At 35.8% G+C, this 22,611-nt stretch carries 18 protein-coding genes and 1 tRNA gene; 10 read left to right on the top strand and 9 right to left on the bottom strand.

Annotation, left to right across the window (positions count from 1 at the left end):
- Positions 1-104: 104 nt before the first annotated feature.
- Both era and AB657_RS16455 read right to left on the bottom strand, forming a co-directional pair.
- The gene (era, locus tag AB657_RS16460) at positions 105-989 is read right to left on the bottom strand and encodes a GTPase Era (RefSeq protein WP_047247499.1); all 885 of its coding nucleotides are present in this window, start codon (positions 987-989) and stop codon (positions 105-107) included.
- Positions 976-2,340, bottom strand: coding sequence for an alanine/glycine:cation symporter family protein (locus AB657_RS16455; RefSeq protein ID WP_047247498.1), 1,365 nt, complete (start codon positions 2,338-2,340; stop codon positions 976-978). Before AB657_RS16455 ends, era begins: the two co-directional genes overlap by 14 nt.
- Positions 2,341-2,495: 155 nt before the next feature.
- Between AB657_RS16455 and AB657_RS16450 the strand changes: the two genes are divergently transcribed.
- From AB657_RS16450 to AB657_RS16420, 7 genes are all read left to right on the top strand, one after another.
- Positions 2,496-2,568 (top strand) — tRNA-Met (locus AB657_RS16450).
- Positions 2,569-2,623: 55 nt separating this feature from the next.
- The gene (locus tag AB657_RS16445; RefSeq protein WP_047247497.1) at positions 2,624-3,958 is read left to right on the top strand and encodes a tyrosine-type recombinase/integrase; all 1,335 of its coding nucleotides are present in this window, start codon (positions 2,624-2,626) and stop codon (positions 3,956-3,958) included.
- Positions 3,959-4,942 (top strand): hypothetical protein, encoded by a 984-nt coding sequence (locus AB657_RS16440; protein WP_047247496.1) that lies wholly within the window; start codon positions 3,959-3,961, stop codon positions 4,940-4,942.
- Positions 4,943-5,064: 122 nt separating this feature from the next.
- On the top strand, positions 5,065-5,571 hold the full coding sequence (locus tag AB657_RS16435) for a type II toxin-antitoxin system RelB/DinJ family antitoxin (protein ID WP_198146914.1): 507 nt from the start codon (positions 5,065-5,067) through the stop codon (positions 5,569-5,571).
- Positions 5,568-6,617, top strand: coding sequence for an AAA family ATPase (locus AB657_RS16430; protein ID WP_047247494.1), 1,050 nt, complete (start codon positions 5,568-5,570; stop codon positions 6,615-6,617). The genes AB657_RS16435 and AB657_RS16430 overlap by 4 nt, the downstream gene beginning before the upstream one ends.
- A gap of 1 nt (position 6,618) precedes the next feature.
- Positions 6,619-6,801 (top strand): hypothetical protein, encoded by a 183-nt coding sequence (locus AB657_RS16425; RefSeq protein ID WP_047247493.1) that lies wholly within the window; start codon positions 6,619-6,621, stop codon positions 6,799-6,801.
- A gap of 59 nt (positions 6,802-6,860) precedes the next feature.
- Complete coding sequence (locus AB657_RS16420; RefSeq protein WP_047247492.1) at positions 6,861-7,718, top strand: DUF6371 domain-containing protein; 858 nt, start codon at positions 6,861-6,863, stop codon at positions 7,716-7,718.
- Here AB657_RS16420 and AB657_RS16415 read toward each other — a convergent pair whose 3' ends face one another.
- The 7 genes from AB657_RS16415 to AB657_RS16390 form a co-directional block, all read right to left on the bottom strand.
- On the bottom strand, positions 7,719-8,039 hold the full coding sequence (locus tag AB657_RS16415) for a hypothetical protein (protein ID WP_047247491.1): 321 nt from the start codon (positions 8,037-8,039) through the stop codon (positions 7,719-7,721).
- A gap of 86 nt (positions 8,040-8,125) precedes the next feature.
- Positions 8,126-8,296, bottom strand: a complete 171-nt coding sequence (locus AB657_RS18290; RefSeq protein WP_394332532.1) for a hypothetical protein — start codon at positions 8,294-8,296, stop codon at positions 8,126-8,128.
- Positions 8,297-8,582: 286 nt separating this feature from the next.
- Positions 8,583-11,579, bottom strand: a complete 2,997-nt coding sequence (locus AB657_RS16410; RefSeq protein ID WP_047247490.1) for an RNA-directed DNA polymerase — start codon at positions 11,577-11,579, stop codon at positions 8,583-8,585.
- A 221-nt stretch (positions 11,580-11,800) separates the two neighbouring features.
- Positions 11,801-14,908, bottom strand: a complete 3,108-nt coding sequence (locus tag AB657_RS16405) for a type I restriction endonuclease subunit R (protein WP_047247489.1) — start codon at positions 14,906-14,908, stop codon at positions 11,801-11,803.
- 5 nt (positions 14,909-14,913) lie between these two features.
- Positions 14,914-16,074: a restriction endonuclease subunit S gene (locus AB657_RS16400; protein WP_047247488.1), complete on the bottom strand. Its 1,161-nt coding sequence runs from the start codon at positions 16,072-16,074 to the stop codon at positions 14,914-14,916.
- Complete coding sequence (locus AB657_RS16395) at positions 16,071-17,618, bottom strand: type I restriction-modification system subunit M (RefSeq protein WP_047247487.1); 1,548 nt, start codon at positions 17,616-17,618, stop codon at positions 16,071-16,073. The genes AB657_RS16400 and AB657_RS16395 overlap by 4 nt, the downstream gene beginning before the upstream one ends.
- A 528-nt stretch (positions 17,619-18,146) precedes the next feature.
- On the bottom strand, positions 18,147-18,740 hold the full coding sequence (locus tag AB657_RS16390) for a hypothetical protein (RefSeq protein ID WP_047247486.1): 594 nt from the start codon (positions 18,738-18,740) through the stop codon (positions 18,147-18,149).
- 438 nt (positions 18,741-19,178) lie between these two features.
- Here AB657_RS16390 and AB657_RS16385 point away from each other — a divergent pair, with 438 nt between their 5' ends.
- The 3 genes from AB657_RS16385 (at position 19,179) to AB657_RS16375 (ending at position 22,448) form a co-directional block, all read left to right on the top strand.
- Complete coding sequence (locus tag AB657_RS16385; protein WP_047247485.1) at positions 19,179-19,580, top strand: hypothetical protein; 402 nt, start codon at positions 19,179-19,181, stop codon at positions 19,578-19,580.
- A gap of 170 nt (positions 19,581-19,750) precedes the next feature.
- The gene (locus tag AB657_RS16380; protein WP_047247484.1) at positions 19,751-20,551 is read left to right on the top strand and encodes an endonuclease/exonuclease/phosphatase family protein; all 801 of its coding nucleotides are present in this window, start codon (positions 19,751-19,753) and stop codon (positions 20,549-20,551) included.
- 271 nt (positions 20,552-20,822) lie between these two features.
- Complete coding sequence (locus AB657_RS16375) at positions 20,823-22,448, top strand: AMP-binding protein (protein WP_047247483.1); 1,626 nt, start codon at positions 20,823-20,825, stop codon at positions 22,446-22,448.
- The last annotated feature ends 163 nt before the right edge of the window (positions 22,449-22,611 follow it).

The following is a 22,611-nucleotide window of genomic DNA, read 5'->3' as shown; positions in this document are numbered from 1 at the left end:
AGCCAATAAAAAACAGTGCTGAAAAGAATTAAACATTTAACAAAAAAAGAGAAATCCTTAAAATGAAATTTATACAATAGAAAAGATGAATTTAGCTGGCAAGTCTACTTGTTGTACCCAAAACGCTTCAACTGTCGACTATCATTACGCCAATTTTTGTTGACTTTTACATAGAGTTCTATATGTACCTGTTTGTCAAAAAATTTCTCTAAATCCTTTCGGGCCTCAACCCCCACTTTTTTCAGTGCAGCGCCTTTATGACCAATAATGATTCCCTTTTGGCTATCCCTTTCTACCATGATTACAGAACGAATTCTTATAATCTTATCATCTTCTATAAACTCCTCCGTTTCTACCTCTACCGAATAAGGAATTTCCTTTTTATAGTACAACAATATCTTTTCCCTAATAATCTCGTTCACAAAAAAGCGTTCGGGCTTATCGGTCAATTGATCTTTCGGGTAATATGGCGGGGCCACGGGAAGCAGCTCTAAAATTCGTTCAAAAACCTCCTTTACATTAAAATTCTGAAGTGCAGAAATAGGATGGATTTCTACCATAGGCAACTGTGCCTGCCAATATTGCACCTGCTCTTCTAACAATTCTTGACTGGCCCCATCAATCTTATTTAAAAGCAACAGTACTGGAATCTTTGAATTTTTAACCTTCTCAAAGAACTTTTCGTCCTTCAGTGCCTTCTCTCCAATTTCTACCATATACAAAAGTACATCGGCGTCTTCAAATGCAGACTTTACAAAATCCATCATTGAAGATTGCAAGTCATAGGCAGGTTTAATGATTCCTGGCGTATCTGACAATACAACCTGAAAATCATCGCCGTTTACAATACCCAAAATCCTATGCCTAGTTGTCTGTGCCTTTGAAGTAATAATGGAAAGTCGCTCTCCGACAAAAGCATTCATTAATGTAGATTTCCCCACATTGGGGTTTCCTATAATATTTACAAAGCCAGCTTTATGTTCTTTCATTCCTTAATTTTTCAAAATAAACTTTTGCCGCCACATTTACCTTTGGCGCCAGCAACAATACGGCAATCATATTCGGTATCACCATTAATGCATACGAAAGATCAATAAGATTCTTTACCAGATCCAAGGAGGCTATCGCCGCAAAAACAATCATTATCACAAAATAAACATTGTACAAACGCCCTATTTTGGCATTGGTCAAAAAAGATAAACATTTAACTCCGTAATATGAATAGGTAAACAAGGTAGACAATGCAAAGGCCGTTACAATTACCATTAACAATTCGTCACCAAAACCGAACAATGTCTTCTGAAATGCATTTAAGGTCATTACGATTCCGCTACCATCTTCTAAATACGCCCCACTTAAAATAATAACTACCGCCGTAAAGGTACAGACTAAAATGGTATCTATAAAAGGCCCCAACATGGCAACCAGGCCTTCACGGATCGGCTCATCGTTTTTTGATTGCCCATGATACATGGGAGCACTACCCAAACCTGCCTCGTTTGAAAACATGGCTCTTCTCACCCCTATGATTACCAGACCCCAAAAACCACCCGTTACAATCGAATTAAAGTTCCAAGCTTCTGTGAGTATCAATTTTAAGGATGGCAACACCAAAGAAGCGTTCATTACCATCACCACTATTACGGCCACTAAATAGACCATTACCATAAAAGGCACTATTGCCGTTGCCACCTTGGCAATCTTAGAAAGTCCACCAAAAATCACAAAAGAGCTTATGATGGCCAGAACAAAACCGACTGTTAATTTCCAGTTGTAGTCGCTCATCTCCATGATTGTCTCGGAAGGATTAACAACACTCATAAAAGTTTCGGTAAACTGATTGGCCGTAAAGACTCCCAAAAAACCAAAAAGACCTGCCAAGGCAAAGAAAATGGCCAAAGGTTTATATTTTTTACCCAGCCCCTTGGTAATATAGAACATGGGGCCGCCCTGGAGCTTTCCTTCCGAATCTTCCCCCCTGAACATTATTGATAAACTACAGGAATAAAATTTAATGCACATACCAATAAATGCGGTCATCCAAATCCAGAACACCACACCAGGCCCCCCATCGTGAATGGCAATGGCCACACCAGATATATTGCCCAAACCAACGGTAGCGGCCACGGCCGCCGACAAAGCTTGTAAAGAACTTACATCTCCCTTTGCGTTTTTATCATCATATTTACCCCTGGTAATCGCAAGTGCATGTCTAAAATAACGATAAGGCATTAACTTGGAATAAGCCATCAAAAACAGCCCCCCACCTATTAATAATACAAACATTGGCCATTCTGTTCCAGAAATTGCCCTGACCAAAAAATCATTGAATTGCTCCATTTTTCGAAGGTAGATATTTAAAACGAAAATATCACTTTGCTTAAAAACGGAGCTACTAAATACCTTTATTTATTTACTTGAAACAATTTCTTTAAAATCAAACGTAGGGATATTTGGTTTTTATATTAAAACAATTGTATCTTTGTCGTCCACATCGCGGGATAGAGCAGTAGGTAGCTCGTCGGGCTCATAACCCGAAGGTCACTGGTTCGAGTCCAGTTCCCGCTACAAAGGCCCAAGGCCAATGAAAACAACGGTTTGTGTACGCACAAGCCGTTTTTTTATGCCCTCAATTTCCGTACTTTTATCAAACGTACATAAAAACGTACCTGTTTTTAACATGAAACTCAACTATTCCGAGCCAAAGATCTACACCGGGGGAGTCGATATCAAACAGTGGTCAAAATTATCCACGAAAGAAAAGAAGGCCGCACTCCGCAAACATTGGTATGTATATTATTACTTCCGGCATCCGGTCTCGGGCAGATTGGTCAAACAGCCACATATCAAAGGGGGCGCGAACCGGTTCAAGGACAAGGCCGGTAGGTACCACATATTGAAACACTTCCAGACCGCAATTACCATTGTCCTCCAAGAGGGGTTCAACCCCTACGGGGAAAACGGGAACCTAAAGGAATATCTTAAAAATCGGGAAAAGAGGATCCAAGGCCACGTCCAGACACCACCCCAAAAAATCCGGACACACGAAGTGGAACCATCCACCAGTATCATGGAAGCCTTCAAAACAGGCCTACAGGTCAAGGAAAATGTACTGGGCCAGGATTCCTTCAAAAAATTCAAGAGCAGGGTGATACGATTCCAGAAATGGTTGACCGACAACGGTATTACACCAAAGACCGACATAACTTCGATCACGAAAAAAACCGTGATACGATACTTGAACCATGTATTACAGGAGACCAGCCCAAGAAACAGGAACAATACACGAACGGACTTGAGCTCATTGTTCCAGACTTTGGAGGACAATGAGATCATCGAGGCCAATTTCATCAAAAAGATCAATGTATTACGTGCAATACCCACAAGACATAAAAGCTATACCCCTGAACTTTTAGAGAAAATCGACGCATATCTAAAGGAAAACGATAAGGTATTACGTTTGTTCATTCAGTTCATATCCTATAATTTTCTACGGCCGATAGAGGTATGCAGGCTCAGGGTCAAGGATATCGACCTGACCGACCGAAAACTGTACGTCAAGGCTAAGAACCAGCAAGTGAAGACCAAAATGATACCACAGATCATGATAGATGAAATGCCCGATATCTCAAAATACAAAAAGGACGACCATCTATTCAATATGAACCGTTTAGGCGGGATTTGGACAACGAACGAATCCAACAAGAGGGACTACTATACAAAAAGGTTCAAAAAAGTAAAGGACCATTTCAAACTGGGCACGGACTACTCCATGTACAGCTTCCGTCATACATATATAGGTAAACTGTACCGGGAACTTGAAAAACACCATAGCCCCAACGAGGCAAAAAGCAGACTAATGCACATAACGGGCCACAGCTCCATGAGGGCATTAGAGTCCTACCTGAGAGAAATCGACGCAAGTTTACCCAAAGACTATTCACAACATTTAAAATAAATGGAATACAAATATTTCGGATTCTTAAAAGAAAAGGATTTTCCTGAAGGAGAATATGATGCAGAAATCAGATATCTACAAAAACATTCCCTTTTAGAAAAAGACCCCAGTCTATTTTCACCACCATACTATGATAAAGGCAATAAAATCTGGATAGTCCCCGTAAACGAAAATGCAACCAAACATCTATATTATAATTTAACCCCTCATGTATTACAAGAGTATTACATGTTCCTAAAGGATCATTATCAAAAAAAAATTGATGGGCCTTTCCTCGAATATTCGTTGCGTTTAGATGATGAACTATATGGTCTGGACCGGAATAGTCAGAATAAGATAGCCCTTAAGAAATTCAAGGATTTATTTAACACCATTGATATATTTTTTGTTTCTCCTGAAAAACAAATATCCCCACAAGGTATAGAGCATATGCAAAGGATTTCCAGAACCAAACTTTTACATAAAGCCCAAAATGCCATGAAACAAAGACAGCGTATTTACGATGATTCCATCAAACAGTTTTTACTGGGAAACAAGGAATATTTCAATGATCATCTGGCCGAGAACAACACCTACATAGCTTTCACGATCAAGTTTGAATCAGAGTTGAAAATACTATTAAGCCTTAATGATAGGTTTAAATTTGAAGAAGATCATTACTTCGGCATTAATGCCCAGTTAAGACAAAAATATGAAAGACATAATGGGCTTTCTTTCAATTTCAGTGTTTTTAAATTCATACATACCGTTATAACCGGGATTGAAAAACATACCCACTCCCATGTGGTCAGCTTATATTATTTTCTTCATAGCAATCAATATATTAAAGAAGATGCCAAAGCATTTCAGGATTTTATAAATGCCGAATATAGTTTAGATCTAAAAAGAATAAAAATCAACAATCCGTACAATGAAAAGCATCTTGAAAGAATAAAAAAATTCACAGATTTATTTTCAAATAATGCTACCCTAGAAGACAAATAAGCGGTGTGTCCCTAAAGCCTATTTTATGTCCCTAAAATACCCTTCAGAGTCCCTCTTCATGTCCTTTTTTTCTTATTTAAAAATCAATTACTTGCATCTAAATCAATATGATTCAGATGTTTATGAAAACAACAATAAATTTAAGAATAGACGAAGACCTTAAATCCTCACTTCAAGAACTAGCTGACCAATATGGTATTTCATTATCGGATTACCTAAGGGAAATCCTATACAATCACCTAGACTATATCGACATTGCCGAACCTCCTATCCCCGATGAAGATTTAATTACTATAGAACCTTCGCCAAACCTACCTTATGAAAAAACCTACGAATTTACCGGTCTTCTTACCTGGTTGTTTTGTAGGTACATGCATCCGAGCGACAATAATTCAAAAGCAACGCTCGACACTCTAAAAACAAAAGTGGAGAGAGTCCTAGAAAAAAGTTCGTTTTCACATGAACTAAAACTGGAGTTTTTAAAGGTCCTAGGAGACCTTAACAGGTACTTGCTAGAGCCCGAACATGAAAACAAACAATTCCTGTTCCCGATAAGCGGCAACCACCTATCCTTTAATTACTACCTATTGATGAATGAGATTTGGTCTCTTGAAACCCAGATGTTATGAAACCGAAAACCAATAATATAAAGATGCAAAATCTCATCAAATCAGATATTCAAGACCTGGAGGCTGCCATAGATAAAACAGAGGATTCTAAAAACTGTTTGATTGTAAAACCTGCGAACAAGTGGATCGAAGAAGCAAAGGCCCGACCCGTTCCAAACATGCTTTTTAGCGAACTATGGTTTGAAAACGAACTGTGCATCATGTATGCCGACACAAACGTTGGCAAATCCATTTTGGCGGTACAAATAGGTCAGAGCATTAGTTCCGGAACCCCAATTGCCAATTTCAAATTAGAAGCTAGCGAACAACGGGTACTATACCTAGACTTTGAACTATCCGACAAACAATTTGAAAAACGCTACTCGGACAATTATAAGGACCATTATATATTTCACACAAACTTCTTCCGTGCCGAAATAAATCCTTTGGTCGACATCCCTAAAGAATATAAAGGAATGGAAGATTACCTATGCGCCGAATTAACGGGTATTATAAAAAAATATAAAGCCCAAGTGTTAATCATAGACAACTTGACATTTTTGCAAAATGATAATGAAAAGGCAAAAAACGCCTTGGAATTAATGAAGCAGCTGAAAATAATTACAAAGGAGTTGAATGTTTCGATCATGGTATTGGCCCATACCCCAAAACGTGACGATTCAAAACCATTAAGTAAAAACGACCTTGCAGGAAGCAAAATGCTTATCAACTTTTGCGACAGTGCATTTGCCATAGGTTTTAGCACAGAGGATCCGTCGCACAGGTATATAAAACAAATTAAACAACGTAATACGGAGCATTTGTACCATACGGGCAATATTATGGTATGTGCGCTGGAGAAAGAATCAAACTTTCTAAAGTTCCGATTCCTCTTTTATGACTCTGAACTAAATCACCTGAGACAACCAACACAGATCAACCTAGAAGAAAGAGATGCCGAGATGATAAAACTTATCTCTGAAGGGGTAAGCAATACGGATATCGCAAAAAAATTCGGATTAAGTGAAGGTGCCATTAGAAAAAGAAAAAAAACCTTAGGTATCTAAAATGGTTGCGTCCGATGTATATACTATAGCAAAAGCACTTCCAATAGAGGAAATGGCCAAGCTATATGATATGCTAAAAAAGGACATCGAAAAAAGACCTAAAATAAAAAAAGGCAGAAAAAAACTACCTGATTTTACCGTTGAAGATGCTTTAGATTATTTGTTAGAACATCACATAAAATAAAACAATTCGTACCGTCGTACCGACTATCATGGTACGACGGTACGAATTAAGCGTAACCTATGTATAAATATTCATTAGACAAATCAAGTAAAAAGTTCATTTGCCCAAATTGCAATAAAAGAAAGTTCGTGTTCTTTATCGATAACGAAACAGGCCATTACTTGGAACCGATATATGGCCGGTGTGACCGTGAAAGTGCATGTGGATACTTTAAAGCACCCACCTACAATAAACGGACCATCACCTCATTTAAAAAACCAATTTATAATCCGCCTACGTTCATAAACGAAAATGTAATCGGTAAATACTGTAATAACTATGACCACAATAATTTTGTTTCCTTTCTTTTAAAACACCATTCCGAAAAGGATGTAATACAAGCCATAGAAAACTACTTCATTGGCACCACCAACCACTGGAAAGGGGCGACTATCTTTTGGCAAATAGATGAAAAACTAAAAATACATACCGGAAAAGTGATGCTTTACGACCGTATTACAGGTCGTAGGGTCAAAAAACCATATGCACATGTCAATTGGATGCATAAAGTATTACAAATAAAACCCTTTGTATTACAACAATGTTTATTTGGCCTACATCTTATCTCGGAAGGAGCACAAAAGAAAACCATATGCATTGTAGAATCTGAAAAAACCGCCATAATCATGAGCTTGGTATTTCCCGAGTACTATTGGATGGCTACAGGTTCTAAATCCAACTTAAAAATCGGGTTACTTTTACCGATCAAGAATTTCAAAATTATACTGTATCCCGATAAAACGGAATATCAAAGCTGGAACGAAAAAGCTGCCATGCTGGACAAAAATGGTTTCTCCATTAAATGCAGTCGTCTAATAGAGAGCATAGATGTTGAAGTGGGGGGAGATTTGGCCGATCTATATTTAGCCTTTCATTAATTAGGGAATATCTGCTTGGTCCTGGATTCTTTCACCGACCACTTCCATTTCAATTAAATATTCAGCGATAACATTACCGTCCCCATTCCTGAACCTTACAGTATAGTTCGACCTTAGACTATTAGTCGTATTACACACAACATCTTGCTCTTTCAAATAACCAAAAAGAAAATCATGACCATGAACCTTCTCACATAGTTTTTTCAAAAGATGTGTCCAAAGGACTTCTTCGTAATCATCTGCTATAACATGTAGAGAGCGTTTACCATTAGGTTTACCTTTTTTATAATACTCAACGTTAAAGATAAATTTTCCGTTCATTTAGATAATGTAAATTAAATACAAGTCTAGGATAGTTTTTTAAAGTAAAAAAACACTACACCTTACCGTATTGCATTTCACATTACCTAAGTCAAACATTTCAAAAGATTTAGCTTAGCCTCTAATCTCCTTAAATGATTAGCTGCAATTGTTTTCGAGATATCTTTAAACGTCATTCTATTGTTGTTTTTTAGAAATTGATTGATGTATTGGCCTGGGCCATTATAAATAACTTCTATACTCCCATCAGTATTAATGTGAACAGCTAATGTTCCATATCTACATTAAAAGAACAACTAAAATTGTACGCCATACCTGCCTTTATTTGAGCCTTTTTATTCGTAACCTGTGAAAGTCATCATAACGATGTTCATTTTTACCATAAAGTTCAACATCATTTTTTTTCACTTACCAAGGTTTCTCCAAAATCCAATCAAACGACCAACTAGAGAAAAATCCTGTTTTCCTTCATATTGTTTTTTAATGATTCTGTACTGTCCAATAGTTGTTGATTTTTTTCAATTTCAGTACTATTTAGATTGCTTACCTTTTCTCAACACTATCGTGATCAAAGTCTGGAGGTGTATTTTTAAATATGTTTGTGTCTTGATATTGCACAGATAATTTTTGAAATTCTCTAAGTTCCTTTATATTTAATTTACTAGTTAGAACTACATGGTTCTCTCCACCTTTTAGACGCATTATATCCTTTAAAGCTGTTTTTTTAGGTAGTGTTATTCGTGAATCTCCATAGTCGGAAGTATTAACCTGTACAAAATAACAATGAATATCTCTTGAGACACTTTCTGCTATATTAGAAAAGTAGTTTACGTCTTGGTTATATTCAGAAGCAATTAATAGGTCTACCTTTCCTTTAAAAATGGCTCTATGATTAATATCTGCCAATTCATAACAATTGTAGTTTGCAAAATGTACTCCTCGCCAAATAAATAGGTTATACAAAACATATTTTGGTTTAGGAATAATCCGCCTTCTCTGTTCTATTATTTTTCGCTCTCCCGGAGAATAGTGATACTTTAACCTTAGATTAATTACTGCATCTTTAATTCCATTGTGTTCTAGGGGTAAACAAGTAGCAAGAAGGTTAAATGTTTTTTTGCCTACAGTAAGATGTTCTAAGCCGGCAACAATAAGTCTTTGTTTTCTTCTAGATTCATCGGCTAAAACAGGTAACCAAGAATAAGGCACGCTTACTTCCGGAAGTATAAGCGCATCAGTTTTCTCATTTTCAGCCGCATTTAAAAGTGCTATAAATTCCTTTCTTCTTTTAAATCCTGTGTTGGGAGTTTCAAAAATTGATGCGGAAATATTTTTTATATCGACAGTAGTATTTGCAATACCTACTTTAATGTTTAATAGACTTTTCCCACTTTGCGGAATTTCAAAATAATTGTAACCTATTTCGTCTGTGCTAGTACCTTTTTCTATTTTAAAATAGTAATTTTTAAGACTTTCTTTATGAACTTTACTTTTTGAAGAGGTTGTTTTTAAGCGAAACTCATAATTGGTTTTAAAGAAATAATCAAACATCTCGTCATAGATACTTTGAGATTGTCGATTGAAAAATAAATCGGACTCCTGAGGAATTACTCCATTTTTGTAGTACTTAAGAAGTTCTATTAACAAAAGACAAAGATTAAACTCAAAGAAATATAGAAATCTTGGAGCAAATTTTAATTTGTTCTGATTAAACTCTAAGTCTTCCAACTTAAAATCAACATTTCTTAACCCCTCTAATTTTATAAAATTAATGTCCTTGGAATTGCCTATATTTAAATAGTTCAATAAAGGTGTTACTATAAAACTATTTCTTAATAAGTTTGAATTTATATAAGCTCTTTTTACTGCATTTATTTTACCATGAAAATTAAATGAGTTTCTGAGCTCTTTGCTTTTTAGAGATTCTTTTCTTGCTGTCCACCAATGGTCAGTAACAAAATTAGGATTTAAAGCAGTAGCCAATGCACAGCAATTTTCTAAATAAATAGTAAGGTAAGATTTTGTATCTAAGACATCTTTAGTGGATATTACTTTATCTCCCGTATTCCTTTGAATTTTTTCTATGTTCTTAGAAACCTCCCTGAAAAATTGCCAAAAAGAATCTTTATCATTTATAATGACAAAATAGGTAAACACTTTTTCCCATGATGCAGAAAATTCTAAACTGACGATACCTTTAAAGAAAGTTAATATTTGCTCTTTGGTTTTATCCGATTCATCTTTGTCGCTAAGCAAACTAATCTTTATTTTCTTAGCTAGGTATACAGCAGCACCGTACTTACTTTGGTTAATACCTTGAACACTTCTAAGTTTGTTAATTGTATCTGAATACGATAATTGGTATACGCTATTATCAAAATCATCTGTTATATCATCTTCAGCAGGCAAGAACCAAAATGCACTGCTGTTCTGTTCAATTTTTCTTTTGAACATATCAAGGACAGCTCGTGATTCTTTACTTTCAAAAGCGTATAAAAGTATTTTTTCTTGTTGAATCCTTATTTTCGGTAAATCACAATATTTATAATCATATTTTTTATTTCCAATCTTAACTTTCTTAAACAGATTACGGTTTACCAAATATTTTTCCAAAAAATCTTCAACTGCGGTACTACTTGTTTTGGATGAATAGTCGATTTTAGTATTCGATAGAATAATTTGGATGTCATCAACATACCTACCGTAATATGCTGGTGACAATTCTTTTTTAATTTTTTTATCAAAATCTTTGAGATAATAGTTTGCAAGTATCCCTGAAGATAGTAAACCAATTGGCAGAATTTTAGCTGACTTTTTAGGGCAAACCGATTGATATTTGGACATCATTTCAAAAAGTAATTCAGAAAAAATTAATTTTCTTTTATTAGTACCTTTTTTAATGTCAGCAACCAATTGGTCTTTGAAGGAATCATCTATTATTGCATTATAATAATACTCCTTTATGTCTAGTGTAAGAATAACTACATCTGTATCTTTTTCCAAAAACCGTTTTGCAATGTCCAATCCATTGTCACGCCATTTTTGGTATTGTTCAAAATAAGGTTTGAATAAACGTAACCCTTCAACCACCTCACCATTCCCAGACTCCAACTCCAAATGATAAGCATAGTTGTCTTTGCTATACAATTTATGCAAAACATAACCTTCATTAGTAATCCACAGGATAGAAATAATGTGAAGTTCTACAGGCCCCTCAAAAAAGTAATTAACTTTTTTTAAATCATAATGAGTTGAACTAAAATTATTACTTATTACTAGTTGCTCTTCCGCTCTTAACGGAGAAAATCTCTTTGGAGCTGTGTAATAGCCAATTTCAGATAATAACTTTTTAAAATATTTCTTTTCTCCTTCTGGATTACTTAAAAACTTTGCTAAATCTTTAAGTTTTAGTTCAAAATCTTCTGAAGATTCAAAATGGGCAATTTGTTGTCTAAGTAGCAGCGAAAAGTTGTCATAGTACACATAACTTTTTAACTTTCTATAAGCAACTTCAACATCTTTAACCGTAAATTTTGGCATTTTTTGGTTTGGTTTTTTAGGTTCTTAAGCTCTATCAATAAATCTTTGCCATCATCATTGGCAAGCAACTACTCCACAATCTCCTCTCTAAAGGACTTATGTAAAATACCAAGGGGCAATAGGTGTTTTTCTAAAAGTATTATATTTTCTCTTTATTGTTAAATAAATACTCATAAACCCAATTTACCGAGTGTTGTCTTTTTATCGCTTCTATTTTCATACTACAACCGCCCTCCTACACCTTTAAATTTCTCTACAAAGGCTGCTATTTTTTGAAAAACATTTTGTTTTTTGGTTAAGTATTGTGGATTTAACGGACTCATTTTAGGCAAAATGGAATTTAACTCTGTACCATTTTCACTAGCATATTCTCGTTTTAACGAATGCATAATATAGCGTTTGGCTTCTTCTTCGTTTAAATTTTCATCGGTTATTAATTCTTTGGCTTCTTTTTGCTGTTTGCCTTGTGCGTATTTAAAGAAGGCATCAATAATGCTGGCTTTGTCGTTTATTTTATCTAAATCGGTAGCGTTAATAAAATCTATCACTAAACTTTCTTTAGCTCTATTACCAACACTGGCACGTATTATGCGTCTTATTTCTTCTACTAAATCTTCTTTGTTTGCCGTTTTTTTATGGTTATCAAAGATTAATTCTAGAATATAGTCTAAGTTTATTTCTTGCGATTTTAATAAGTCTACTTCAAACACCACATCGTCCCAATCAATATCAGATTCTTCTGATGCTTTGCCTTGTTTTTCGCGTCTTAACCAATCTCTAATATCGTTGTAAGTAGAGCGATAATCTTGTATGGCACGTTCTGTGGGCAACTCAATGTCTTTCATTATGGCTATTTCCTCATCCCTCACAAAGTGTTCTTCTTTAAAGGCTTCTACAGCTTCGGGGTCGTCTGCATCTATGGCTTGAAATGCTTTTAGATGCGTAAACTCATCATAGTTTTGAAGAATGTTCTCTACACGTAAATATTCACCAAACAGTTTTGAAAATTCTTTTTTGTCTTTTTCTGTGTGGATCTCTTCGGGGTTTGGAAATTTTTCTTTTAGCTCATTGATGACTTCTACATAACCTCTACGGGCTTTTCCGGTAACAATATCGGTAAAGCCTTCTAAGTATTCTTTATAGCTTTTTTCTAATACTACGTTTCTGGTGTTGCTATCTCCAAAAAGGGTAATGGCATCAATGGTGGCTTGCTCCAAATCTCTAAAGGTAACAATGTTACCAAAGGTTTTTGTAGCATTATAAATTCGATTGGTACGCGAAAAGGCTTGTATTAAACCGTGATAGCGTAAATTTTTATCGACGAACAAGGTGTTAAGGCTTGGAGCATCAAAACCTGTTAAAAACATACCCACCACAATAAGTAAGTCTACCTCTTTATTTTTTACACGTTTGGCGAGGTCACGGTAATAGTCTTGAAAGCCTTTACTGTCTATACCATAATTCATTTTAAATAGAGAATTATAGTCGTTAATAGCAGCGGTTAAAAATTCTTTGGCACTGGTATCCATAGCCGTTGGCTCAAAGGTTTCTTCTTGTATTTCTCCAATGGCATTTTGTTCTTCATTGGCGGCAAAGGAGAAAATAGTGGCTATTTTTAAGGGCTTTTCAGCAGCTTTCTGTAAACGGTTTAGGCTTTCGTAATAACATTTTGCAGCATCTACACTACTAACGGCAAACATGGCATTAAAACCACTATTGGCACCTTCGGTACGGTGGGTTTTTTGTCTGTAATGTTTTAAAATATACTCCGATATTTCGTTAATTCGTTCTGGATGCAACAGGGCTTTTTTATTTTCGGCCGCACTGAGTTTCTTTTCGTCAATTTCGGTTTCTAAGGCTTTAAATTTTGGGCGTACATCGTTATAATCTACTTTAAACTTTAGCACTTTTTCATCTCTTATGGCATCGGTAATAACATACGAATGCAGCTCTCTGCCAAATACACTTGTCGTAGTTTCAGCTCCTAAGGCATTTTCAGGAAAAATAGGTGTTCCTGTAAAACCGAATTGGTAATACTTTTTAAACTTCTTTTTTATGTTTTTTTGTGCTTCGCCAAATTGCGAACGGTGAGCTTCATCAAAAATAAAGACCACCTGTTTTTGGTACACCTCTAAATTCTTTTCGCTTTTTATGAGGTTGTTCAGTTTTTGAATGGTGGTAACAATAATTTTATTGTCGTCTTTATGGATATTCCGTTTTAAACCTGCCGTGTTTTTAGAACCATTAACGCTATCGGGAGAAAAACGTTGGTATTCTTTCATGGTTTGATAGTCAAGGTCTTTTCTATCGACCACAAAAAACACTTTGTCTATAAAATCGAGTTCGGTTGCCAAGCGTGCGGCTTTAAAACTGGTAAGCGTTTTACCCGAACCTGTGGTGTGCCAAATGTAACCACCGCTTTCGGTAGTAGACCATTTTTTGGCTTGGTAGGAGCTTTTTATTTTCCATAAAATACGTTCGGTTGCCGCAATTTGATACGGTCGCATCACCAAGAGTGTATTGTTGACATCAAACACCGAATAGTTAAGCACCACATTCAATAAGGTGTGTTTTTGAAAGAAGGTAGCTGTAAAATCTTTAAGGTCTTTAATGGCATTATTGTCAACTTTTGCCCAATTCATGGTAAAATCGAAACTGTTTTTATTTCTATCTACCGTATTAGAAAAATAACGACTATCGGTTCCGTTAGAGATTACAAAAAGTTGTAGGAATTTAAATAGCGAATTTTCGGTATTAAAACTCTCTTTGGTGTAACGGTGCACTTGATTAAAGGCTTCGCGGATGGCAACACCACGTTTTTTTAGTTCTACCTGAACCAATGGCAATCCGTTGACTAAAATAGTGACATCGTAACGGTTGGCATGTGTGCCTTTTTGTTCAAATTGCGAAATGACCTGTACTTTATTGCGTGTAATGTTAATTTTATCTACCAAATAGATGTTTTGGATGCGACCATCGTCAAACACAAAATCGTAGATATAGTCATCGTGTATTTTTCTTGTTTTATCTAAAAGATTATCACCTGGTTTATCTAAATATGTTATTACAAACCGCTCCCATTCCGCATCTGAAAACTGTACGTTATTAAGTATTTGCAATTGCACACGCATATTGGCCAACATGGCTTTTGGCGTTGTAAGGTTACTTACATATTCATAGCCTTGATTTTGCAAATCTTTAATAAGCTCTTTTTCTAAATCTGCTTCGTTTTGATAACTTGCAGGTACCTCATTAACTTCTGAAAACTTTTTATAGTTTTCTAAAACAATAAAGTTATTAGATTCTGCTATGGTTTTATAGATACTCATTATTATTATTCTGGTTTTGGAAACGTCAACAGCATTTCACGGTAATACTCATATTGTTTTTTACGCAATTCTATTTCTTTTGGCAAGCCTTCGCTGATGGATGTGGTAAGCGTATCAAATTTATCTAAGATGGAAACGATACGTTCTTGCTCTTTGAGTGGTGGGATTGGGATTTTGTAATTTTTAATAATACTTGAGTTTAAATCACCTCTAGCTCCTCTACCTAACCCTTTAAGATTTTCATAGTTAAAACTAACCCAATGAAAAACATATCTATACAATGCTTTTTTAGAATTTATTTCTAAACACAAGCAGTGTTGATTTGTTGTTAGTGGAATTTTATTAATAGCTGAACGCCCTGCTGTTGCACCAGAAATGGCAATAATCACACAATTAATAGGTATCCATTTAGTAGCTGTATTATCAACAGCAAATTCAGTGATTTTAATATCTGTAGTGACAATATCTGTGAATTTAACTTCTTGAGTTCTTAACCAAGGAATTGTACCATTATTATAATATTTTGGATTACCAGATTTAGGCGTGCTTCCTGAATATGTTTTTATAATAACCTCCCCCAAAGTTTTCCATTCCACTTCATTATCCTTAAAAGTCAATAGTTTTTCACGATAAAAGCTATATTGCTTTTTACGAGCGGTAAGCTCTGTGGTAAGCTCTGTGGTAAGCTCTGTAAAGGTATCTAAAATTCGAACGATTTCTTTTTGAACCGATAGTGGTGGGATGGGGATAGGAACTTTAGCCATTTGATTGCTCATCAATTTTGGATTACCCATCCCTGAATAAACATGTTTTTTAGCTTCAATAGATAGCCAATAAAACAAATATTTATAGTCTAATTTTTCTAAATCATTAATTTTTATTAAGCCACATACATTTGTAATTGAAAATTTACCTTTTCGATGAAAAACTGTACCGGCATTAGCACCATCAGTAGTCCATGTAACTGTTTCACCATCAAAATCGTAAGTTTTTATTTTTCCTATTTCACCATTATTAGCTGTTTGAGAACTATAAACTGAATATTGACCTGCATTTTCAGCTAGATAAGTTTTTGACATTACACGTCCTCTCTTAAGTTCACAAACATCCCCCAACGGTTTCCATTCCACCTGAACACCTTGTAACAATTTTTCTAAATACTTCATGCTTCAATCTCTTTTACAATGGTATCAATATCGGCACGTAGCTGGTCTATCTTTTTTACGGTAGTAGATAGCTCGGCATTTAGTTTTACAATGTCTATCTTTTCTCGGGTATCTTTGGCTTCTACATAACTGCTTACCGAGAGGTTGTAGTCGTTTTCGGCAATTTTGTTATTGTCTATAGTGGTGGCAACATGGGCAACTTCTTCTTTGGTATCAAAGCATTGCATAATCTGCTCTATATGAGAGTCTAAAAGCACATTATTATTGGTTTCTTTTTTAAAGAAGTCTTCGCCACTTACATCAATAAACTGGGTTTTGGTATCGGTTTTGTGTTTAGACAATACCAATATATTAACGGCAATAGATGTTCCAAAAAACAAATTAGGAGCCAAAGAAATAACAGTTTCTACAAAGTTATTATCTACCAAATACTTTCTAATTTTTTGTTCGGCACCGCCACGGTAAAAAATACCCGGAAAACACACCAATGCAGCTCTACCTTTAGGAGACAAGTAACTTAAGGCATGTAATACAAAAGCAAAATCGGCTTTTGATTTTGGTGCCAATACACCTGCGGGAGCAAAACGGTCGTCGTTAATCAACGTAGGGTCGTCATTGCCAATCCATTTTACGGAATATGGCGGATTGGAGACAATGGCATCAAAAGGTTTTTCGTCACCCAATTTAGGGTCTATAAGCGTATTGCCCAACTCAATATGAAACTTATCGTAATTTACATTGTGCAAAAACATATTCATACGAGCCAAGTTATAGGTGGTATGGTTAATTTCTTGCCCAAAGAAGCCTTCTTCTATAATATGGTTGTCAAAATGTTTTTTGGCTTGTAAAAGCAAAGAACCCGACCCCACTGCTGGATCATAAATTTTGTTTACTTTTTCTTGCTTGTGCATTGCCAATTGGGCAATTAATTTAGAAACGCTTTGCGGAGTAAAAAACTCACCACCAGATTTACCTGCATTGGCGGCATAATTAGAGATTAAAAACTCATAGGCATCACCAAACAAGTCGATTTGATTGTCTTCAAAATTGCCAAATTTTAAGCCTTCTACACCTTTTAAAACGGCAGCCAAACGGCTGTTTTTATTTTCTACGGTATTTCCCAATCGGTTACTGGTGGTATCAAAATCGGCAAACAGCCCTTTAATATCTTGTTCTGACGGATAGCCATTGGCAGAACTTTCAATAGCATTAAAAATAGCTGCCAAATCGGTATTTAAATTAGGATTGGTATTGGCATTTTTAGCCACATTTACAAACAGCTGGCTTGGATAAATAAAATAGCCTTTGGTTTTAATGGCGTCTTCTTTTATTTCAGGAGTGATTACTGAATCTGGAAGTTCTGTATAATTTATACTATCGTCACCTGCTTCAATATAATTGGTGAAATTTTCACTAATAAAACGATAAAAAAGAGTGCCTAATACAAAGTGTTTGAAATCCCATCCATCTACGGAACCACGTACATCGTTGGCTATTTTCCAAATTTGATTTTGTAATTCGGCTCGTTGGTTGTTGCTTGTCATTTTATAGTTTAGATTGTTAGTTTCTATTATTTGAATTTAGTTTTATTTCCTATGCAGCAATAAAGCAATTTCTAATTTCTAGATAGCTTCTCGTTTACTTTTCACCAGTAACCAAGTCTATTTCAGCAAATACTTTCGTATCATATATAATTCTCAAAATTTATGGACATACTATTGGCCACCCCCAAACCTTATCTTAATATGAAGAGCTAGGTAGTATAGGACAATACGTTTTTAATGAGATTTTTTTCGGCCATGTGGTCATGGTAAAAAGCACAAATCGATTATCTTTTTTTATAAGTACAATAAAATATTATTTGAATCCCCTAAGGTACAAGCTTTATTAATTTTCCGAGAAAGTTAACAATTATCTTACTTTTTAACTATTAATCATTTTTGGAAAATCAGGTGAAGTATTAAACAGTCCTAACATAATATATGAACCCCTAAACCGCTATGGACTTAACTAAAACCCATAATATTTTTCAATCAAATATATCTTCTCAAAAACCAAGTTAAACTAGGTCCTTACCCCAAACGTTCTTGTATTTCATATACACTTGATTCAAAAAAATCTTGATACCCAACTTCCCCCAGTGCCAAAGCCTTATCCAATCTAAAATGAGAATACATGTTATATCTACCCGGCTGTAAACGAATATTAACAACATGCCGATCATTCTCAAATGAATGACTAATGTCCTTGACATAAAATAAAGAGGTTCCTAATTTACCCCTAAAAAAAGGTATATCAATTTGTTCACCTTCTCTTGGCACAAATCTTAAATCTTTCGTTCGAAAAGATGCATATGTCTTTAAAAATTCAGCAACGAAAATGACTTCAGTTTTATTGAAATTAAAACAAAAACCATTTACTTCATTAACCAACCCCATATACAAATTCTTGATCAACCCTCTTAACTTATTTATCGGGATACCTGTTTCCTCGGATATCTCCTTAAATGTAGGTATGGGCAACTCATCATTTAGATAATAATTTTTATCGTTTAAAAAATTCAGCAATTCATTGAACTTCTCATCACCCCTAGCATATGAATTTACTTGAGGCAGAATAAGCAAAAGGTCTATAAACATTTGTTTGATGGATACTCGTCTTTTCATTTTAATGAAGTTTTAAAATATTATCATAAATCTGCTTTAAGATATCACAAAAAACATGTAATTTTCGACTCAAATCATATTACTAATCAGCGTACATAAAAACGTACCTGTTTTCACACCCAAAAGCTTTGAAACAAGCGGTTTAGGAAACCCTTCCGTGAGCTCATAACCCGAAGGTCACTGGTTCGAGTCCAGTTCCCGCTACAAAGGCCCATGGGCACAAAAAAAGGTTCGTGATTCACGAACCTTTTTTGTTTTACACTTCTCGTAACCTTAACAGTTAACCGCTAAAAAATAAATACCTGCTCTATACACCTACATCTATTTCTACTTCTACATAACAATCTCACAGCGCATCCTAAAATACATACATGGTAAATTGGCATAATATTTCACCAAAAAGTTTGAGTATTTTTATGAAACCTCAAAACTAGTCCTATGGAAAGTATTTCAATTCCCTATCATTTAATTGTTCCCTCGGTTATCGGTTTTTTAGGTATCTGCTTATTGATCCTATTTAAAAAAAGATTTTGGACAAAAATTTACCAAAAAAGCTTTTGGCTTAGTGCCATAATGTTTTTTGCACTCTACACTATTATTGTTGGATGGGCGGCGTACGAAGATATTTGGCTTCAAATTGAACTTAATAAATATGACCTAAACGGCAATCTATTATTTGATGGCGATGAATGCACCAATGAGCACTGTAAAGAATTAATGAGAAAAATAGTCAATGATATCGGAAGAAATTTATCGGTATTTACAGGAGGTGTCAAAGCATTGGCTATTGCCCTACCCGTTTTATTAGTGGGAATTACTACTGAGCGTTTAAAAAAATGAAAGCTTAAACAACCACCATAATCAGTACAAAACTAGTATTTCACCAAAAGGTTTTTAGTATATTTATAAAGTCTAGATCGTTTGTAGACCTCTTGATCGAGATTGCGGAAATCAAACGTTAATTTGCTCTTTTACTTCAAACCAAAATTATTGTTCCTATAAATAAAAAAATGAAATTGAATATTTGTATTACCCTGTTCCTATTGGCCATCTGTCATAACATATCATCTCAAAAAACGGCCGTTGATAGTACTAGGGTCGTAAAATTACTTACCTTCAATATTCTTCATGGGGCCACTACCAAGGGAAATTTTGACCTGGATATCATTGCCAAGGTTATTATAGATGCGGATCCCGATTTTGTAGCTCTACAGGAGGTGGATTATAAAACAAAAAGAGCTAAAAACTATGATCTGGTCACAGAATTGGGATGGAGGACCAAATTGGCACCTATCTACGCAAGGGCCATGCCTTACGACGGAGGTGAGTATGGAGAGGGTGTACTTTCCAAATACACTTTTTTACGAACAAGAAATGTGGCCTTACCTTTTATTCCCGGTGACGAACCCAGAGCTGCTTTGGAAATCACCACCGTATTGCCTTCCAAAGACACCGTTTCATTTATTGGCACACATTTGGACCATCAAAAAAACGAATCCAATAGAATTATGCAGGCCAAACATATAAATAAAGTGTTTTCGGCCAATCCCTATCCTACCATTTTGGCCGGAGATCTGAATGCAGAACCCCAAAGTAAGACCATGACCATTCTTAGCGAATTATGGTCCGCTTCCTATCCAAAAGGCAAACCACAACCCACCTATCCATCAGACAATCCTATCAAAAAAATAGATTATGTTATGTTCTATCCAAAAAACAGATGGAAAGTACTTCAAACAGAAGTCATACAAGATTCCATTGCCTCGGACCACTGCGCATATTTGGTAACTCTTGAGCTACTACCAGAATAAAAAAGACGTATAACATACACCGTCTGTAACTTGTTTTTATATATTTTTTCGGTTTTGGACATCGTATAAATACCGTGTCCGCTAATTACATCAGCACTATAGTTATTATTTTAGTTGCACAAAACACATCACTAATAGGAATATTGGTTGTTTTTGGGTTTTTGTTCATAATTCCACTACATACCATATTTCTCTACTATAGAAACAAAATAAAACTACAACTGCCTTTTGTGAATAATGAAAGGACCATTACAAAATAGTATTAGAATTCATGAAGAATAAATCTTACGAGCAAGGGTTAAGCAATACCCCTTTACTTGGAGAAACCATCGCGGAAAACTTAAAAAGAACGGTCGACAAATACCCTAACAGAGAAGCATTGGTGGTTCCTTATCAAAATTACCGAGCTACTTATTCGGATTTCTGGCGCCAAGTGGGCCAAGCAGCCAAAGGTCTGTTGGCCTTTGGCATAAAAAAAGGAGATCGCGTTGGCATATGGTCGCCCAACCGTTTCGAATGGGTCATCATACAATATGCCACCGCACGAATCGGGGCCATTATGGTAAATGTGAATCCGGCGTATAAGGCACAAGAATTGAGTTTTGCCTTAAAACAATCGGAAATTAGCCTATTGATCATGTCCAAGGGCTTTCGCCAAACAAACTACATACACATTTTAAACGAAGTAAGGTCTTCATGTATTCATCTAAAAGATGTATTGGTCATAGACCATGATTGGGAGAAACTGAATACCATGGGCACCAAAATAACGGATGAGGAGTTGGAGGCCATTGAAGCCACTCTCGAATTTGACGACCCCGTTAATATACAATACACCAGTGGCACTACGGGGTTTCCGAAAGGGGCCACCCTATCTCACCACAGTATTTTAAACAATGGTTTTTTTATCGGCGAACGTATGGGTTATACCGAAAATGACCGGGTATGTATTCCGGTTCCCCTATACCATTGCTTTGGCATGGTCTTAGGAAACCTCGCCTGCACCACCCATGGCGCCTGTATGATTTTTACCGGAGAAGCTTTTGAAGCGGCTACCGTACTAAAAACCGTGCAAGATGAAAAAGCCACTTCGTTATACGGGGTTCCGGCTATGTTCATTGCCGAATTAAACCATCCGGAGATAAACGATTATGACCTTTCTAGTTTGCGTACCGGTATTATGGCAGGTTCGCAATGCCCTTCGTCCGTTATGCGCGATGTTAGGGAAAAAATGCATATGAAAGAAATAGAGATTTGTTACGGAATGACGGAAACTTCTCCTGTAAGTACCCAAACATTTTTAGATGACAATGAAGAAAGACGATGCACCACGGTCGGTAAGGTACACCCGCATCTGGAAATAAAGATCATAGATCCAGATACGGGAAAAATAGTTCCGAGAAACACACCCGGAGAGCTATGTACTAGAGGATATTCCGTAATGTTAAAATACTGGAACAACCCAGAGGCTACGGCCATGGTACTAGACGAAGGCCGTTGGATGCATACCGGTGATATGGCCGAAATGGACGAACATGGGTACGTAAAGATCGTAGGCCGGATAAAAGATATGATCATCAGGGGCGGAGAGAATATTTCTCCCTATGAAATAGAGGAATATCTACAAAATCACGACGACATTTTCGATGTACAGGTAATAGGGGTAGCCGACAAAAAATATGGGGAACAGGTAATGGCATGGGTAATTCTTAAAGATGGGGCCACTGTTACCGAAGAAGAGCTCAAGAACTACTGCAAAGGTCAGATTGCCACCTACAAAATACCGTATTACTGGAAATTCGTAAATGAGTTTCCTGTGACCGTAACCGGCAAAATACGTAAGGTCGAAATGAGGGAAATAGCAAATAGGGAATTGGGACTTTTAAAACGTACCTGAAAAACAATCCTAGGCCGCTTGTATGGTAACACAAAAAACAGCTCCTATAAAATAGAGGTTCTTAGCCATAAATACCTATTAAACAAAACAATAAAAACCGGCGTGTTTATACCATTCAACACACCGGTTTATTTTTTTAACCACAAGAGCATTAATATAGAAA

Source organism: Maribacter thermophilus, assembly GCF_001020565.1.
Classification (GTDB): Bacteria; Bacteroidota; Bacteroidia; order Flavobacteriales; family Flavobacteriaceae; genus Maribacter; species Maribacter thermophilus.
The sequence above is the reverse complement of the archived record's forward strand: the minus strand, read 5'-3'. Positions and strand labels throughout refer to the sequence as shown.

Excerpts from the sequence above, each read along its gene's own strand:
- era (WP_047247499.1), bottom strand. The coding sequence starts at position 989 with ATGAAAGAACATAAAGCTGGCTTTGTAAATATTATAGGAAACCCCAAT.
- AB657_RS16455 (WP_047247498.1), bottom strand. The coding sequence starts at position 2,340 with ATGGAGCAATTCAATGATTTTTTGGTCAGGGCAATTTCTGGAACAGAA.
- AB657_RS16445 (WP_047247497.1), top strand. The coding sequence starts at position 2,624 with ATGCCCTCAATTTCCGTACTTTTATCAAACGTACATAAAAACGTACCT.
- AB657_RS16440 (WP_047247496.1), top strand. The coding sequence starts at position 3,959 with ATGGAATACAAATATTTCGGATTCTTAAAAGAAAAGGATTTTCCTGAA.
- AB657_RS16435 (WP_198146914.1), top strand. The coding sequence starts at position 5,065 with ATGAAAACAACAATAAATTTAAGAATAGACGAAGACCTTAAATCCTCA.
- AB657_RS16430 (WP_047247494.1), top strand. The coding sequence starts at position 5,568 with ATGAAACCGAAAACCAATAATATAAAGATGCAAAATCTCATCAAATCA.
- AB657_RS16425 (WP_047247493.1), top strand. The coding sequence starts at position 6,619 with ATGGTTGCGTCCGATGTATATACTATAGCAAAAGCACTTCCAATAGAG.
- AB657_RS16420 (WP_047247492.1), top strand. The coding sequence starts at position 6,861 with ATGTATAAATATTCATTAGACAAATCAAGTAAAAAGTTCATTTGCCCA.
- AB657_RS16415 (WP_047247491.1), bottom strand. The coding sequence starts at position 8,039 with ATGAACGGAAAATTTATCTTTAACGTTGAGTATTATAAAAAAGGTAAA.
- AB657_RS16410 (WP_047247490.1), bottom strand. The coding sequence starts at position 11,579 with ATGCCAAAATTTACGGTTAAAGATGTTGAAGTTGCTTATAGAAAGTTA.
- AB657_RS16405 (WP_047247489.1), bottom strand. The coding sequence starts at position 14,908 with ATGAGTATCTATAAAACCATAGCAGAATCTAATAACTTTATTGTTTTA.
- AB657_RS16400 (WP_047247488.1), bottom strand. The coding sequence starts at position 16,074 with ATGAAGTATTTAGAAAAATTGTTACAAGGTGTTCAGGTGGAATGGAAA.
- AB657_RS16395 (WP_047247487.1), bottom strand. The coding sequence starts at position 17,618 with ATGACAAGCAACAACCAACGAGCCGAATTACAAAATCAAATTTGGAAA.
- AB657_RS16390 (WP_047247486.1), bottom strand. The coding sequence starts at position 18,740 with ATGAAAAGACGAGTATCCATCAAACAAATGTTTATAGACCTTTTGCTT.
- AB657_RS16385 (WP_047247485.1), top strand. The coding sequence starts at position 19,179 with ATGGAAAGTATTTCAATTCCCTATCATTTAATTGTTCCCTCGGTTATC.
- AB657_RS16380 (WP_047247484.1), top strand. The coding sequence starts at position 19,751 with ATGAAATTGAATATTTGTATTACCCTGTTCCTATTGGCCATCTGTCAT.
- AB657_RS16375 (WP_047247483.1), top strand. The coding sequence starts at position 20,823 with ATGAAGAATAAATCTTACGAGCAAGGGTTAAGCAATACCCCTTTACTT.